We start from the raw sequence: 16,163 nt of genomic DNA on the forward strand, positions 1-16,163 counted from the left end.
CTTTGGGCCACACCAAAAAATAAAATTATGAAATTTACCCTATTATTAATGCTTTTAGGCTTAACCGTATTAAGCTGTAAAAAGGAAACCAAAGTAGATAATACAACGATAGCCGACAGTACCGTTATTGATACCGTCCCTTCAGACACCATGACTGCTCCGGCCAATCCTATGCCTGCAGACACCATGCGAACCGGAGATGCAGCAAGTGTTAAGAAAATGGATTCCGCGAAAACAACTAAAAAATAAGTTTTACCGCCATAGATTTAAACCCGTTTTCAGGAGCGGGTTTTTTATGTCCTTCAGGTTTCTGGTAGGACCGATAAGCTGTGCACTTACTTTGTTTGCGTTATTCGTTAAATATTACTTACTATAAAACGAATATCATATTAATAATTAAATAATTAGTAATTATTGTTTGGGATTTTTAGTTTTTTTAACCTTATTTATAATAAAAAGGCTCGGTTTTTGCATGGCAATATGCAATCGTCCCAATATATTTTTATTAAGATAGGTTTAACAGAAGATTAAAAACAATAAAAAACTATGGTTATTGACGAAAACATTCTGTATTCAGCGGGGGCGGAAATCAGACATTATAAACCCTCGGAATATCTATTCAATGAGGGAGACCCTCCAATATATTATTACCAGATCATCCAGGGAGAGGTGAAGCTTAACAATTATAATGAGGAAGGGAAAGAGTTTATCCAGAATATACTATCAGAAGGCCAGAGTTGCGGAGAGTCTATTCTTTTTATCAATAAACCTTACCCTATGAATGCTCAGACACTCACCAAGTGTACTATTTTAAGACTTCATAAGTCTGCTTTTTTTAACTTATTAAGCTCATCTGCGGAATTGTGTATGGAGATAAGTGCTTTTTTATCACAAAGACTCTATTACAAATTTGTCATGATGCAGAATATCTCCTCCCAAAGCCCCATGGTAAGACTTAAGGGATTATTGGATTATCTTAAAAGTTTTCATGAAGATGAAAGTCCGTATTCATTCAGGGTGCCGCTTACAAGACAGCAGCTGGCCAGCCTTACAGGATTACGGGTGGAAACAACGATAAGAACCATCAAGCATATGGAAAAGAATAAAATTGTTCAAATTAAGAATCGAAAAATTTTATATTAAAAAGTCGTTTTCAATAATTAATTTCACTATTTTTTATTGAACATTTTAAAAGAGGTACTTATGAGAACAATAAGCTGCATGAATATAGACGAAGAGGTGCTATATTCATACGGAGGAGAAATCAAGCAATATAAAAAAGGTGAACTAATATACAGGGAAGGAGACCATGCCCTTTATTATTTTCAGATCAGGGAAGGAAAAATAAAACTTAATAATTATGATGATGAAGGGAAAGAATTTATCCATAATATTTTTGCAGTAAAACAGAGCTTTGGGGATTCATTGCTCTTTTTGGATAAATTTTATCCTACGAATGCTGTCTGCATTAACCCTTCAGAAATTATAAGAGTTCCAAAAGACCAATTTCTGAAATTAATAAAAACGGATCCCCAACTTTCTTTGGAGATGAACGCGTGTCTTTCTCAAAGGCTTTATTTCAAAGCAATCATGCTGCAGAGTATGGCATCCCTGAATCCTATAGCAAGGCTTACCGGGCTTCTGGATTATCTTAAAAGTTATCATGATGACGACTGCAGCAACTGTTTTCATGTAGAGCTTACAAGACAGCAGATAGCCAATCTGGTAGGACTTAGGGTAGAAACTGTGATCAGGGTTTTAAAAAAGATGGAAAAAGAGGGTAGGATTACCTTAGAAAACAGGAGAATTATCTATTAGCCAATTTATATGATTAAGGTCATAAAAAAGTGAATTATTTGGGCGTATATTTGAGATAGCAAGTTTCAACACAATTCTTAAGACCCCAGTAAGGGCAGTTAAAGGCTTTTGGCTTTTAGATAAAATTACTCTATTCCAAATTTTGCTGTATAATATTGAACAGCAGAATATGCTATTCATGTAAATTTATAAAATTCAGTTACTGAAAAATAACAGCAGTTCATAGAAATTGATGTTGAAATAAAATAATAAAACTTCTTCCGAAGGATTTTTATATAAACCACAAGCACTCAAGGATATGGATTGTCAAAAGATCATAAAGGACCTGAAACATAAAGACTTTATTAAGGTTTCCAATAAAGGAGACTGGTTTGAGAATGGGGCCGCTGTTTATGCCAAAGAAATAAAAGATAACATTTTTTTATTATTTGTTATCCTGAAAGATATTGAGATTGAAAATATCCAGGCATTGATCGCACATTTCGACTGCTTTGGCAGTATTGGGCTGAAAGAACCGAAACAGATCATGTTTTATCTTTCCATAAAAAACAAGGAAGACCTTCATTATTTTGAGAAATATTTAAAAATTTCTGATAACTAATAACCGTTGCGAATATGATTTTTGAAAACGACACTTTAAAATATTCCGGATTGAATGATAAAAACAATATGATAGAGAATGAATCCCTGTTTCCAAGTGTTATCAATTCTTACGGAGTTACTGCTTTTCTGATCAAATCATTGGAAAAGATAAAACATAATGCCAAGTGCGATATCCTGAAAAATGTAATCGACACTTACATTAGTGAATATATTCTGAATATCCGTGAATATCATAGCGAAAAAACGATCTCACCCGAAAACAGAGATACAGAAATAAGCATTGAAAATTCTTCCTTTACCCTATATGCCAAAACAGCCTATTATAAAGTATTAAAAGAAGAAGAATATCTCAATAAGCTGCTAAGTACCCTGGAAAAAAACAGGGCAGGAGTGGAATAATCTGCAAAAGATTTAGTTTGACTTTTTAACCTTCACACCACACACTAAAAGATAAAGCGATATGAAAAACGACACTCAAAACAACAAAAAGTTGGGGCAGCTGGATGCGTACAGTACTTCTAATGAAAACGAAAAACTGACAACCAACCAGGGGATAAGAATCAATAATAACCAGGATTCATTAAAGGCCGGCGACAGAGGGCCCACGCTGCTGGAAGACTTTATTTTAAGGGAGAAAATCACCCATTTCGATCACGAAAGAATTCCTGAAAGAGTCGTTCATGCACGAGGTTCGGGGGCACATGGTGTTTTTAAATTAAACAAAAGTCTTAGCGCTTATACCAAAGCAAAGTTCCTGTCAAAAGTTGGGACGGAAACTCCGGTTTTTGTAAGATTTTCAACCGTTGCAGGAAGTAAAGGAAGCACCGATCTTGCAAGAGATGTAAGAGGTTTTGCCATTAAGTTTTATACGGAAGAAGGTAATTATGACCTTGTAGCGAACAACATGCCTGTTTTTTTCATCCAGGATGCTATTAAATTTCCGGACCTTGTTCATGCCGTAAAACCGGAACCCGACAATGAAATTCCACAGGCAGCTTCTGCACACGACACATTCTGGGACTTCATCTCCCTGATGCCGGAAAGTTCGCACATGATTATGTGGCTGATGAGCGATAGGGCCATCCCGCGAAGCCTGAGAATGATGGAAGGATTCGGTGTACATTCCTTTAAATTCATCAATGAAGAAGGAAAAGTTCATTTCGTTAAATTCCATTTTAAGCCTAAGTTGGGAGTACATTCAGTAGCCTGGGATGAAGCCCAGAGAATTTCAGGGGTAGATCCCGATTTTCATAAAAGAGATCTATGGGAGGCCATTGAAAGCGGTGCTTTTCCGGAATGGGACTTCGGTGTACAGCTGATCCCTGAAGAAGACGAACACAAGTTTGATTTTGATCTTCTTGACCCTACCAAAATTATTCCCGAAGAAGAAGTTCCTGTGCAGCTTGTCGGAACTTTAACCCTTAACAGAAATCCTGAAAATTTCTTTGCTGAAACAGAGCAGGTAGCTTTTCATCCCGGACATGTTGTTCCAGGCATCGATTTTACAAATGATCCACTTCTTCAGGGAAGATTGTTTTCCTATACCGATACCCAGCTTTCAAGATTAGGATCACCCAATTTTCATGAAATCCCTATCAACAGATCATTGAATACGGTTCACAACAATCAGCGTGATGGTCATATGAGACAGCAGATTGCCAAAGGAAAGGTAAGCTATGAACCCAATTCTATCGGCGGAGGATGTCCGTTCCAGGCCATGATGTCGGAAGGCGGGTTTACTTCCCAGGAAGAAAGAGTTTCAGGTGAAAAAGTAAGAAAAAGAAGTCAGAGCTTTGTAGACCACTATTCCCAAGCGAAACTGTTTTACAACAGTCAGTCGGGTCCGGAACAAGTTCATCTTCAGAATGCCCTTGTTTTTGAGCTTTCAAAAGTAACCATTCCTGAGATCAGGGAAAGAATGGTTGGTCAGCTGGCCTTCATCGATGATACCTTGGCTAATAAAGTAGCCGAAAAATTAGGAGTAAAAGTCAAAAAGCTGAAACAGCCTAACCAAAGCATTCCTGCAGATGCTGATCCTGCTGAACTTCAGAGTGAAGAAAGAGAGCCTAAAACCAAAGTATCCAAAGCATTGAGCATGGAAAATACCGTGAAGGATACTATTAAAAGCAGGAAAATAGGCTTTATTGCAGCCAATGGTGCAGATGGTTCTCTCCTGAATGCCTTAAAAACAAAACTGGAAGCGGAAGGTGCCAAAGTAGAGCTTATAGCGCCAAGCTTAGCACTTATCAAAACCACAGATGGATCATTAGTTCCGAAACATTCCCTTACAAGTACAGCCAGCGTATGTTTTGATGCCTTATATATCAGCGCCGGGGAGAAATCTGCACAGGAGCTTATGGGCTCTGAAAATAAACATCTTTCCCTGCGATTTATTAATGAAGCTTATAAACACTGCAAAGCTATTTACTTTGGAGCAGGTACAGACATTCTTTATGACAACAGCAATATTGCCATGAAACAGCATGAAGATCCCGCTGTAGTTATGGAAAAAGATGGCGGTTCCGATGAGCAGTTTATCAAAGCCGTTGCCGCACACAGAGTTTGGGAACTGGAACAGGAAAGAAACAGATAGATCATCAAACACACCTTCACACCACTAAATATTTAAAATTATGGAATTTCAAAAAAGTCTTTTAGAATATATAAGTCATTCTCTGATGACAGCGGATGAAACCATTTCTATTGCAGAAAGTGTTACTTCCGGGTGTCTGCAGCTCGCTTTTTCTCAAATGCCGAATGCCTCCCTGTTTTACAACGGAGGCCTTACGGCTTATACACTTCCTCAGAAAGTAAAACTGCTGAATGTAGAAAGGGAAGAAGCAGAAGAATGTGACTGCGTATCAGAAAATATCGCAAGAACCATGGCCCTTAACGTTGCAAAAATGTTTAATTCGGACTGGTCTATTGCCACCACAGGGTATTCTACACCCATCAGAAATTCATCTTATAAGATCTTTGCTTATTTTGCTTTTTCTTATAAAGGAGAGATTATCCTTACCAAAAAGCTTGAGCTCCACCCTAAAACACAGGCTTTGAATGCTCAGCTTTATTATACCGAATTTATTCTTGGGTGCTTTAAAAGTGAAATTAACCAGCTTTTAATCTTAAAATAATTTCAGATGAATGATTTAAAAGACAAATCAGTTCTTATTACAGGAGCAGACAGCGGAATAGGTAAGGCAACAGCATTACTTTTTGCACAGGAAGGAGCTGATATTGCCATTATCTATCATACAGACGATGATGATGCGGAAAAAGTAAAAAAAGAAATTGAAGAACTGGGAAGAAGATGCATCATTTTTAAAGGAGATATCAATGATTATGATTTCTGCGAAGAAACTGTAAAACAGATTGTTTCAGTATTTGGAGGCATTGATATTCTGATCAATAATGCAGGGGTGCAGTTTCCTGCAGAAAATATAAGAGAACTGGAAGAAAAAAATATCAGAAAAACTTTTGACTCCAATATCATAGGAATGATCCTGCTTACAAAAGTGGTTTTTCCTTATCTGAAAGAGGGTAGCTCCGTTATCAATACGACTTCTGCTACTGCTTATCAGGGACACCCTGAGCTGCTGGATTATGCTGCAACCAAGGGTGCCATTGTATCCTTTACCCGCTCCCTGGCATTGCAGGCAAAACCGAAAGGAATACGCATTAATGCGGTTGCCCCTGGACCTGTTGCAACACCACTTACCAAAGAAACTTTCGGGGAAGAGAACGAAAACCCCGACAAACCGCCTTTCGAAAGAAATGCTACCCCCGAAGAAGTTGCTGCCAGCTTTTTATTTCTTGCAGGAAGCGGAGCCGCCCAGATTACCGGACAGGTTATACATCCAAACGGCGGTCTGGTGGTTAACGGGTAGATTTCATAACAAGCCGTTCAAGCACGGGATTAAGAGTTTTAAGTCTTACGTTTTAAACTTGTGGGTATGTCTAAAAAAAGCTTCTTTTACCGTAATAGTTTAAGTATTGTTTTAATTGTATTAATGCTTTCCTGCCTTATGGGACAGTTCTTTACCGGCTGGACCACCTTGAATAAGGAACTGGCGGAAGAGGGAAGTCCGCCACTTAGTTTGGGGACCTATATTCACAGCGGACATTTTATACAGGCTACCTTTGAAAACTGGGAAAGTGAATTTCTGCAGATGATGCTCTATATTCTACTAACAGTTTCCCTGAGGCAAAAAGGTTCGAGTGAATCCAAATCTCTTGAAGGGGAAGAAGATGTGGATAAGGAACCGAAGGCTCATGCAAGGGCACCGTGGCCGGTAAAAAAAGGAGGAATATGGCTTAGCCTTTATAAGCATTCTTTGTCAATTGCTTTTGCCATCCTGTTTTTGGTAAGTTTCGGAATGCATTTTTATGGCAGTATGAAAGAATTCAATGAAGAACAGAAGGTAAAAAATGAGCCACCGATAACTGCGGTAGAGTATATTTCGGAATCCAGGTTCTGGTTTGAATCTTTTCAAAACTGGCAGAGTGAATTTTTAGCAGTAGCTTCAATAGTTATCCTGTCTATCTGGCTCCGTGAAAAAGGTTCACCGGAATCCAAACCTGTGGATATGGCCCATGATGAAACACCTTAGTCTATTTTTTAACCCTGGGCTTGTTTTTCATAATTGAATAATAAGAAGATGTAAAAGCTGAGAGGCTCTGGTATCCGACCTTATAGGCAATCTGGCTTAAAGTGTACTGACCTGCATCCATCAGCTCGATACTTTTTAATATTCTTACAAGCTGAAGGTATTTCTGAAGGGTAATTCCGGTTTCACTTTTAAAAATTCTCTGTAAGCTTCTTACAGACATTTGTGCTCTTTCTGCCAGATCAGCAGTATTCAGGCTGTATTTGAAATTGGAATTGATATAGGTGCAAACAGGGATAAGCCTTGGATCGGACGGGACGGGGATTTCAAGATAGCTGCTTTCTCTGCAGAAGTTGGGAAGGCTTTTTAAAATGGCTTTAAAAAATAAATCCTGTTCCTCATCTTCTTCAATCAGCTGATTCCATTTGGAAGCATACAGAAGCATTTCCTTTAAAACCGGAGGAGCTGCAAAAACGTGAACATGCCGATAGAAATCATCACCAAAAACATTTTTAAACAAAAAGACCGTTAAATTTACTGTTTTTGCCTCTGAAGTAATTTTGTGCGCTTTACCGGAAGGAATCCACATCACATGGTGCTGCGGGACAATATAGATCTTCTGATCGATATGGAAATACTGATAACCTTCTTCCACAAAAGTAAGCTGTGCACGTTGGTGGGCATGCTCATGATCGTCATGTTTCCAGCCTGTTTCGCACCATACGTAAGCTTCCTTTTCAATGGTATCTACAAATCTGCTGTCATTCTGTTCCGTTAATCCGCACTTTACAGTGTCGTTCTGCATAAAGTTTTTGGCAAATTTAATAAAAACGACAATACTAATTTTGTATTGTAATTATTTATCCAGTTAAAATGAAAAAACTAAGCACCTTTTTTGTATTCATCTTATTACTAAAAATCACAACAGCTATGGCACAGGAAAACAAAGCCAGAATCCTGGTTCTCATCCATTCAGACAATGGCGGAACCTATGAACTGGCCAAAGAGATAGCATCCGGCATAGAGAGCGGGAAAAACGCAACAGCCGTCATTAAGCAGGTTAAAGATACCCAAAACCCAAAAATGAAGAATATTCCAGTAGCTTCAGTGGATGAACTGCCTTCCTACGATGGAATCGCTTTTGGATCTCCTGTCTATTTTGGAAATATCAGTACCGGAATGAGCGAGTTTTTGTCCAGAACTGTTAATTTATGGACCAATCATGCCTTAGAAGGTATGCCTGCAACGGTTTTTATGTCTGCCGGTAGCGGGGCAGGAAAGGAGCTTGCACTGAATGCTTTCTGGAACAGTCTTGCCGTTCACGGAATGGTTCTTGTATCCAATGGAATCAGGGGAAATGAGGCGATTAATAAAACCATTCCCCAAGGAAATACCGTGTTAGGAGTAACGAGCATGGCCTCTCTGAAAGATGTTGAAAGACCAACAAAAGATGAACGTAGCCTGGCAGAACTTCAGGGCAGGAATTTTGCGAAGACTGCCTTGGCCCTGAAAGGGACGTTTTCTAAGAAACAGGAAATAATATCGGCTTCAGAAAAATCTCAGGATATCAACGACCTGTTGAAGCAGAAAAATATTATCCTGCCACAGGTTCCGCAGCCTGCCGGTAATTATAAACCGTTTGTACGCTCCGGGAATCTGGTATTTATTAACCAGGTTGCTTTGAAAGACGGCAAGATCTTAAATCCAGGAAAATTAGGGGTTAATGTTAATGAAGATCATGTAAAAGAAGCTACAAAAGTTACCATGCTTAACGTTATAGCTGTTTTAAAAGAAGCTGTAGGCGGTGATCTGAATAAAGTAAGGCAATGTGTGCAGCTTACAGGGATTTTCAATACAAAAGACGATTATACAAAGCATGCGGATCTGATGAATGTTGCTTCAGACCTTACTGTGGAAATTTTCGGAGAAAAGGGAAAACATGCGAGAGCCACTCTGGGGGCTTCATCTATTCCGGTGAATTCTTCTGTGGAAATTCAGGCTATATTTGAAGTGGAATAGAATCGGACGGACATATTTTGCATGTCGTTTTTGAGCAATCAAAATTGGGAAGAAATAAAAAACACTGGTGGCCGAAATTTCAGCCACCAGTGTTTTTATACTGTAATAGACGATACTTTATTTATACAAATGCATTTCCTTCCACGCCATCAGAATTATTGGTTTTTATTCCTGTCACTGCGGAAGCTACGAAACTTAATAAACTCACCAGCTTTCCTGCTTTGGTATCCCAGTAATAAGTTTCTTTAGGCTCAACGCGGATAATAGTAACATCCGGATCATCTTTTCCGTCAAACCAGGCTTTAGCCATAGGCGACCATTTTTCTTCAATCGTGGCTTTATCTTTATAAACGGATGCTTCGCCATATACAGAAAGATATTGCGAATCACTGTTGTTCATAAAGAACAGCTGTACTCTCCGGTCTTCCTTTATTTCAAAGTTTTTATTACTTGTTCCGCTACTGATGAACCATAGATTTCCGCTGTCATCCGTTTCCTGCAGGGTCATAGGGCGGGAGTTGACAGGTATGGTTTCAAGTTCAGTGCAGAACATGCATATTCTTGCCTTTTCGGACAGTTCTTTGATCTTTTTGATGGCCTCAAGATGAGTTAAGTTTTGTGTTGACATAATAATATATTTTTAGTGGTTGGTATTGAAAACTGAGTAAAACTGATATTCCGGGAATCGAGATATCAATTATTTTTATTCCATTAAATATTCAAATACCTGACCAAACACCATTTTAATGTGGTATTGTTGATTAATTTTTTTCTTTTAAATCATTAAAAACAGATATATTATTCTGCGTAACTTTACAGGATGCAAATCAAACCGCCTAAGTATTTGTCTTCCTATATCCGTCATTACATCTTTCTGGAGCATCCGGAATATGAGGATAAAAACTTAAGACTATTTACAGATGGGAGTACCGGATTGATTTTATCCAGCAGCCGGAATTTTTATGCATCAGATTCAAATGTTAAGGTTCCTTCTTCCTTTTTTTACGGCCAGCCTGCGGGATATAAAGATTTTACAGCAACAGGGTCATTTTCTATGATGGCAGTCGTTTTTCAGCCTTATTTCTTTAATGTTCTTCTTAATCTTTCTGCCAAAGAGGTGAAAAACCAGATCATTTCAGCTGAAGATGTTTTAAAAAATGAACTGTTGTCTTTTCAGGAAGATCTTCTGGCTGGGACAGATCCCGGGTTGATCATTGCTAGGCTTAATCATTTCTTTAGCAGATTCATTTCCGGAAAGATTCATTCCGATCATGAACTGATCAGGGCTATACAACAGTTCATGCTTAAAAACAAAGGCTTGGTAACTTCAAAAGAACTGGAGCTGTTCACAGGGTATTCTGAACGTCATCTTGAAAGGAAATTTGAAGATTACATCGGCATTACTCCTAAGAAATACGGGAATATTATCCGGCTTCATCATTTCATCAATCTTATGAGGGAAAATGCAGAAAGTGAAAGTACGGCAGGTCTTTCTTACGACTCCGGTTATAGCGACCAGTCTCATCTGATTAAAGATTTTAAAAGCAATACAGGGCTTACTCCCAATCAATATTTAAAAACCGAGAAACTGGCAGTCAATTTTATCCAGCTACGTTGAAATGTCGGTTTTTTACAATCTTCAGATGATCCTGAATGATAGTTTTGCAGAAAAAAAAGATGGACAATCTCAAAATTTCTACTGCACAGTTTGAAAATAAAAGCGGTGACAAAGCATATAATCTTTCAGTAATAGAAAAACTATCGGCAGAGGCGGCAGCTAAGGGCTCACAAGTCATTGCCTTTCATGAATGTTCGATTACCGGATACACTTTTGCCAGAAATCTTTCCAAAGAACAGCTTCTGGATATTGCTGAATTTATACCTGAGGGCGAAAGCATAAAAAAATTACAGCAAATCGCTGGGGAACATAAGATTACGATATTGGCCGGGCTCTTTGAAAAAGATGAAAATGATCATATCTTCAAAGCCTATGTTTGTGTAGATGAAACCGGACTCAAAGCCAGATACAGAAAGCTGCACCCTTTTATTAATCCCCATCTGACTCCCGGAAACCAATACTGCGTTTTTGAAATTCACGGTTGGAAATGTGGTATCCTTATCTGCTACGACAATAATATCATCGAAAATGTAAGAGCTACAAAACTGCTGGGAGCAGACCTTATCTTCATGCCGCATGTTACCATGTGTACGCCTTCTACCAGGCCGGGAGCTGGTTTTGTAGATACTGAACTATGGAAGAACAGGGAATCTGATCCTACTTCTCTCCGTCTTGAATTTGAGGGAATGAAAGGAAGGGACTGGCTGATGAAATGGCTGCCTGCAAGAGCTTATGACAATGGAATTTATGTAGTTTTTTCAAATCCTGTCGGCATGGATGATGATCAGCTGAAAAACGGCTGTTCGATGGTCATTGACCCTTTTGGGGATATTATTGCGGAATGCCGTTCGTTTGATGACAGTTCTGAAACGGTTACTATTTTTCCTGAAAAGCTGCATCAGGCCGGTGGAAGCAGATATATCAAGGCGAGAAGACCTGAATTGTACAGAGACATCATTGGAATGTCCCATCATCCCGAGCAGAAAGTAGTATGGATGAAGGATGATAAAAAGTAAAGCAGTTTAAAACTTTCCGCAGATTACACCGGAAAACATTACAGAGCTAATTTGTTCAATGAAAATCTGCGGGAAGTTTTACAAAACTATTTATTGATAATTTCCTGAAGGTCACTCCAGGCACCACCGTTATGCACATGCTTAAAACCTCTTTCCTTTAAGATCTTTTCCGCTTTTACACTCCGTAAGCCATGAGAACAGACCGTGATATAAGTTTTATTCCGGTCAAGTTCCGTATACCTTTCCCTGATAGTTCCCAAAGAAATATTAACAGCACCTTCAATATGCCCCGTTTTAAATTCTTTTTCGGTTCTTACATCCAGAATAATTGCTCCTTTCCGGATTAATGTATCAAGGCCTTGATCTAACGTCTGGTATTTGTAAACCCTGTAAATAATATAAACCATAAGAATAATTCCGCCAAAAATCAGCACATTTTTCATAATTTACTTAGGATTTTATAGTCAATATAAAAGGTTCCGAAAGGGATGAAACAGGCCAGAATAACTTTCCAGGTCGTCTCCCTGAATTTCCAATGCTGTTCGACACCAACACTTAAAGTATTAAACAGGAAAAGCAGAAACAGGCTTCCGTGAACCGGTCCCATTAGTTTCACAAAAGAAGGGTTTCCGAGCCAGTATTTTACAGGAACAGCAATGAATACGAGGATCAATAGGGATATTCCTTCCAGAATGGCAAGAATTCTCAGGCGTCCGGTTTTTGTTTTTAATAATTGTATCATAATTATCTGAAATAAGGTCTGTTGGCTAAAGGAGAGAACGGCCACGGTATAGCTATAAAAATAACGGCTAAAGCAAGGATATACCAGGTCAGCATTGTCCTGAATTTTTCCCGGTCCGTTTCTTTTCTTTTTGCTAAGGCGGAGCCTACAGTGATGATCACAATGGCAGTGACCATAAGAGAAATATGGATGATACCGAAGAAAAGAATATCCAGAGAACCTTTGGCCTCACTGAAATTTTTCCAGAAATACTTTACAACCGGGCTTTTCGAGTAGAGTATAATTCCTAAAACCAATTGGATATGGGCAATAGTTGCTGTCCAGTGGCGGACCAGATCATCTTTTCCTGAAAATACCTTATGAAAATAATAGCCCCTCAAAGCAATCCATACAGAATAAATAAGACTTAATAAAACTACCCATCGGAACAAGGAATGCAGGAATGTAAGCGTCTGGTACATGATATATTTTTAGAACATTTCAAAGATATAACAAAACATACTAATTAGTATGTTTTTTGATAAAAAAATTATTGAAAGCTTTTGAAATAAGTCTTAAGTCCTTTTAAATAAATAAGATACACGGATTTTGAATTTTCCAGTTTTCCCAGATTTCTTACTCCCCAATAGCCGGACACCACAAAAACAGCAATTTCCTTTGCATCGGTATCTGCTTTTACAGTTCCATTTTTTTTACCGGCTTCTATACATTCTACAATTGCATTTTCCCACTGAGAAGCAAGGACATTCAATGCTTTTGTAAATTCGATATTCCATGGAGCCATTTCCTGAGTGAAATTAGATGCCGGGCAGCCGTATTCAACCTTTAAGAAATCATTTTCCATTAAAATTCCGTACATGAGTTTGTAAATGCTTTCTAACGGATCATCACTGTTTTTCAGAGGTTCAATGAAAGTGCTTTTGAAGTTGCTGATTAGAAGTTCATTGATAATAGCCAGTCCCATTTCATCTTTTGTTTTGAAATGGTAATAAAAAGCCCCTTTTGTCACTTGGGTAGTGGCAATGATCTCGTCCACGCTTGTGGTCTGATACCCTTTTACATAGATCAATTCAAAGGCTTTCTGAAGAATATTCAATCGGGTGGCTTGTGACTTTTTCATTGGGATAAGCTGGCTTTACTGCAAAGGAACGGAAATTTTAAAAAACACAACTATTATTATTCTGATACTAAACTAGAATTTAAGTAATTTTTATAATACAATTATTCACCGGAAATTTGCATAGTCAATTCAACAAAAATTACAATTCAATGAATCATCAAAAAGAAATACAGATGAATATAAATTCTACTGTAAAGAGCAAAGGACTTCCGGCAGCATTATGGGCATTAACCATCAGTGCATTTGGGATAGGAACTACAGAATTTGTGATTGTAGGACTTCTTCCTACGGTGGCCGGAGATCTGGGCATCAGCATCCCTTCAGCCGGGCTCCTGGTAAGCCTGTATGCCATCGGGGTAGCTATAGGAGCCCCAATATTGACGGCACTGACCGGAAAAATACCCCGCAAAACGCTATTGATTTCAATCATGATCCTGTTTGTCATTGGAAATGGGCTGGCGTCTATCGCCCCGGGATTTATTACCCTGATCATGGCCAGGATTTTAACCGGGTTTGCGCATGGTGTTTACTTTTCCATTGGCTCTACTATTGCAGCATCGCTGGTTCCTGAAGAAAAAAGGGCAACGGCTATCTCCATTATGTTTGCAGGCCTTACTCTTGCCATTGTAACGGGCGTGCCTCTTGGAACATTTATAGGTCAGCATTTCGGTTGGAGGGCTACTTTTATCGGTGTTTCTCTCCTTGGGATCATAGGGTTACTGGCAAGTATGCTTCTGGTTCCCTCAAACCTTAAAAGTGATCAGACCGCTTCTTTAAAAAGTCTTCCCAAAGTGTTTGGAAACAGGCGTATGATCTTTGCTTTTTTAATGACGGCAATGGGTTATGGAGGTACGTTTGTCGTTTTTACTTACCTGTCGCCAATATTGCAGCAGATCACAGGATTTCAGGAGTCTACAGTGACATTTATTCTGCTTATTTATGGAATCGCCATTGCTTTAGGAAATCTTCTGGGTGGAAAAACAGCCAATAAAAACCCTCTGAAAGCACTTCTGTGGATGTTTGCAGCGCAAGGAGTGGTATTGTTTGCCTTTTATTTCACATCAGGTAATCAGGTGTTAAGCATTATTACCTTATTTCTTCTGGGAGGTCTCTCTTTTGCCACTGTGCCGGGACTTCAGCTTTTGGTGGTACAGATTGCCGAAAAAGAACTTCCGGGAACTGAAGATGTAGCATCAGGAATTAATATTGCTGCGTTCAATATAGGAATTGCTGTAGGATCTTATACAGGTGGAATTGTAGTAACATCTTCATTAGGCCTGGCAAGTACACCGTGGATTGGAGCTTTGTTTCTGTTGGCGACCGTACTGATCACACTTTACAGTATCCGATTAAGTAAAAAATAATAGAGTTCACCTGATTTTTATAAGATGAAAATCGGGTGAAACTATAACATTACTCAGGGGAGACAATAATAATTTTTAAATATTATTTATTGTTCCAAAATTTTATTGAAAATTGTACATTTGAAATAGGCAATAGTCTTTTGACAGATTTAAGAATATATATCAATAGTTTAAATCCAATTTCGGAGATTGGCTGGGAAGCATTATATCCAATATTTTCTGAAAAAACACTTTTAAAAGGTGAATATTTTATAAAGGAAAATCAGGTGGCTACCCAAATCGGTTTTTTGCAGGAAGGCATTATCAGAGCCTTTTACAGAAGCAGAGAAGGGGTAGATTATAATAAACACTTCTTTGTTTCACCGTGTTTCATTGGCGGATATGCTTCTTTAATTACCGGAGCCCCCAACCAAATTAATCAGCAAGCCTTATCGGATTGCAAAATCTTAACGGCCAATTTCTCAAGCTTTACAGATCTTTATAGGGACCATCCGGATATTGAAAGGGTTGCAAGAAAATTAGCAGAAATATTTTTTGTACAAAAAGAACAGCGAGAAATTGAAATTGTATTGCTGGATGCTGATAGACGTTATTCACTTTTTCAAAAACAATATCCCCAATTGGAACAGCAGATTCCACAATATCATATTGCTTCGTATTTAGGGATCACCCCAACACAGTTAAGCAGAATCAGAAGAAAACGTACAGGCAGGTAATTTCTTTACCTATGTAAATGGATTTCATTTTGGCAATACTGAAATTTGTATTTCAACAAACATCAAAATGAAAACATTATTATTTACATTATTAACGGTATTGGTAATTGGAACTACCAATGCACAAACAAAAAAAACGATGAGCAGTACAAAACCTTACACGATTCTGGTGTTGATGAATGCAACGTCAAAATGGCTTTCATTATCAAGAGAAGAAAGAAGTAATTTTTTTGAAAGTAGCATAACACCAATATTTCAAAAGGTTGGAAAGACTACGAAAGTAAATCTTTATGATTCTGAATATTTCCATTCAAAAACTTCTGACTTTATAATCATCAATACGACCAATTTTGAAGACTATAAGCTATTGCTGGAGCTTTTAAGAGACACTAAGATTTATGGAGAACCTTACTTTGATATCGTTGATATTATTGTAGGCCAGGAAAATCTGTTTGAAGATTTCAATGAAAAATTTAAAAAAGAAAAGTAATACGTAAATGAATTAACAGAACCCGTTTCGCAAAAGAGACGGGTTTTCTT

The 16,163-nt window shown here is 38.2% G+C and carries 21 protein-coding genes; 15 read left to right on the top strand and 6 right to left on the bottom strand.

The genetic code is table 11. The features are described 5' to 3' along the window. Positions 1 to 27 precede the first annotated feature (27 nt). The 9 genes from ACM40_RS17615 (at position 28) to ACM40_RS17655 (ending at position 7,031) form a co-directional block, all read left to right on the top strand. Positions 28 to 249, top strand: a complete 222-nt coding sequence (locus tag ACM40_RS17615) for a hypothetical protein (RefSeq protein ID WP_131705386.1) — start codon at positions 28 to 30, stop codon at positions 247 to 249. A 297-nt stretch (positions 250 to 546) separates the two neighbouring features. Continuing rightward, positions 547 to 1,143, top strand: a complete 597-nt coding sequence (locus tag ACM40_RS17620; protein ID WP_048504112.1) for a Crp/Fnr family transcriptional regulator — start codon at positions 547 to 549, stop codon at positions 1,141 to 1,143. A 60-nt stretch (positions 1,144 to 1,203) separates the two neighbouring features. Continuing rightward, complete coding sequence (locus ACM40_RS17625) at positions 1,204 to 1,818, top strand: Crp/Fnr family transcriptional regulator (protein ID WP_228376211.1); 615 nt, start codon at positions 1,204 to 1,206, stop codon at positions 1,816 to 1,818. A gap of 298 nt (positions 1,819 to 2,116) precedes the next feature. Next, a complete protein-coding gene (locus ACM40_RS17630) occupies positions 2,117 to 2,419 on the top strand; it encodes a hypothetical protein (RefSeq protein WP_048504114.1) in 303 nt (100 codons plus the stop codon). 14 nt (positions 2,420 to 2,433) lie between these two features. After that, the gene (locus tag ACM40_RS17635; protein ID WP_048504115.1) at positions 2,434 to 2,820 is read left to right on the top strand and encodes a hypothetical protein; all 387 of its coding nucleotides are present in this window, start codon (positions 2,434 to 2,436) and stop codon (positions 2,818 to 2,820) included. 61 nt (positions 2,821 to 2,881) lie between these two features. After that, the gene (locus ACM40_RS17640; protein WP_048504116.1) at positions 2,882 to 5,014 is read left to right on the top strand and encodes a catalase; all 2,133 of its coding nucleotides are present in this window, start codon (positions 2,882 to 2,884) and stop codon (positions 5,012 to 5,014) included. 40 nt (positions 5,015 to 5,054) lie between these two features. After that, positions 5,055 to 5,555 carry a CinA family protein gene (locus tag ACM40_RS17645; protein WP_048504117.1) on the top strand — a complete coding sequence of 167 codons (501 nt, stop codon included), beginning with the start codon at positions 5,055 to 5,057 and terminating at the stop codon, positions 5,553 to 5,555. A gap of 6 nt (positions 5,556 to 5,561) precedes the next feature. Continuing rightward, complete coding sequence (locus tag ACM40_RS17650; RefSeq protein WP_048504118.1) at positions 5,562 to 6,308, top strand: SDR family oxidoreductase; 747 nt, start codon at positions 5,562 to 5,564, stop codon at positions 6,306 to 6,308. A 66-nt stretch (positions 6,309 to 6,374) separates the two neighbouring features. Next, complete coding sequence (locus ACM40_RS17655; RefSeq protein WP_048504119.1) at positions 6,375 to 7,031, top strand: DUF6766 family protein; 657 nt, start codon at positions 6,375 to 6,377, stop codon at positions 7,029 to 7,031. 1 nt (position 7,032) lies between these two features. Here ACM40_RS17655 and ACM40_RS17660 read toward each other — a convergent pair whose 3' ends face one another. Next, entirely contained in the window at positions 7,033 to 7,833 is an 801-nt protein-coding gene (locus ACM40_RS17660) for an AraC family transcriptional regulator (protein ID WP_048504120.1), read from the bottom strand. Between the two features lie 68 nt (positions 7,834 to 7,901). Here ACM40_RS17660 and ACM40_RS17665 point away from each other — a divergent pair, with 68 nt between their 5' ends. Beyond that, a complete protein-coding gene (locus tag ACM40_RS17665; RefSeq protein ID WP_048504121.1) occupies positions 7,902 to 9,047 on the top strand; it encodes an NAD(P)H:quinone oxidoreductase in 1,146 nt (381 codons plus the stop codon). A 121-nt stretch (positions 9,048 to 9,168) separates the two neighbouring features. Here the strand turns inward: ACM40_RS17665 and ACM40_RS17670 are convergent, their stop codons facing one another. After that, on the bottom strand, positions 9,169 to 9,675 hold the full coding sequence (locus tag ACM40_RS17670) for a pyridoxamine 5'-phosphate oxidase family protein (protein ID WP_048504122.1): 507 nt from the start codon (positions 9,673 to 9,675) through the stop codon (positions 9,169 to 9,171). Between the two features lie 192 nt (positions 9,676 to 9,867). Here ACM40_RS17670 and ACM40_RS17675 point away from each other — a divergent pair, with 192 nt between their 5' ends. Together ACM40_RS17675 and ACM40_RS17680 are read left to right on the top strand one after the other, a co-directional pair. Beyond that, a complete protein-coding gene (locus ACM40_RS17675) occupies positions 9,868 to 10,665 on the top strand; it encodes a helix-turn-helix domain-containing protein (protein ID WP_048504123.1) in 798 nt (265 codons plus the stop codon). A gap of 59 nt (positions 10,666 to 10,724) precedes the next feature. Further along, complete coding sequence (locus ACM40_RS17680; RefSeq protein ID WP_048504497.1) at positions 10,725 to 11,681, top strand: nitrilase family protein; 957 nt, start codon at positions 10,725 to 10,727, stop codon at positions 11,679 to 11,681. Positions 11,682 to 11,767: 86 nt separating this feature from the next. Here the strand turns inward: ACM40_RS17680 and ACM40_RS17685 are convergent, their stop codons facing one another. The 4 genes from ACM40_RS17685 to ACM40_RS17700 form a co-directional block, all read right to left on the bottom strand. Further along, the gene (locus tag ACM40_RS17685; protein WP_048504124.1) at positions 11,768 to 12,124 is read right to left on the bottom strand and encodes a rhodanese-like domain-containing protein; all 357 of its coding nucleotides are present in this window, start codon (positions 12,122 to 12,124) and stop codon (positions 11,768 to 11,770) included. Next, on the bottom strand, positions 12,121 to 12,423 hold the full coding sequence (locus ACM40_RS17690; RefSeq protein ID WP_048504125.1) for a DUF3817 domain-containing protein: 303 nt from the start codon (positions 12,421 to 12,423) through the stop codon (positions 12,121 to 12,123). The genes ACM40_RS17685 and ACM40_RS17690 overlap by 4 nt, the downstream gene beginning before the upstream one ends. 2 nt (positions 12,424 to 12,425) lie before the next feature. Further along, positions 12,426 to 12,884, bottom strand: coding sequence for a hypothetical protein (locus ACM40_RS17695; RefSeq protein ID WP_048504126.1), 459 nt, complete (start codon positions 12,882 to 12,884; stop codon positions 12,426 to 12,428). 68 nt (positions 12,885 to 12,952) lie between these two features. Further along, on the bottom strand, positions 12,953 to 13,543 hold the full coding sequence (locus ACM40_RS17700; RefSeq protein WP_048504127.1) for a TetR/AcrR family transcriptional regulator: 591 nt from the start codon (positions 13,541 to 13,543) through the stop codon (positions 12,953 to 12,955). A gap of 173 nt (positions 13,544 to 13,716) precedes the next feature. On the opposite strand from ACM40_RS17700, the gene ACM40_RS17705 reads away from it, so the two are divergent. From ACM40_RS17705 to ACM40_RS17715, 3 genes are all read left to right on the top strand, one after another. Then, positions 13,717 to 14,907, top strand: a complete 1,191-nt coding sequence (locus tag ACM40_RS17705; RefSeq protein ID WP_228376228.1) for an MFS transporter — start codon at positions 13,717 to 13,719, stop codon at positions 14,905 to 14,907. 140 nt (positions 14,908 to 15,047) lie between these two features. Continuing rightward, positions 15,048 to 15,623: a Crp/Fnr family transcriptional regulator gene (locus tag ACM40_RS17710; protein WP_048504129.1), complete on the top strand. Its 576-nt coding sequence runs from the start codon at positions 15,048 to 15,050 to the stop codon at positions 15,621 to 15,623. A gap of 67 nt (positions 15,624 to 15,690) precedes the next feature. After that, on the top strand, positions 15,691 to 16,113 hold the full coding sequence (locus ACM40_RS17715; RefSeq protein ID WP_048504130.1) for a darcynin family protein: 423 nt from the start codon (positions 15,691 to 15,693) through the stop codon (positions 16,111 to 16,113). Positions 16,114 to 16,163: the final 50 nt, after the last annotated feature.

This window comes from Chryseobacterium sp. BLS98 (assembly GCF_001045445.1).
Lineage (GTDB): Bacteria > Bacteroidota > Bacteroidia > Flavobacteriales > Weeksellaceae > Chryseobacterium.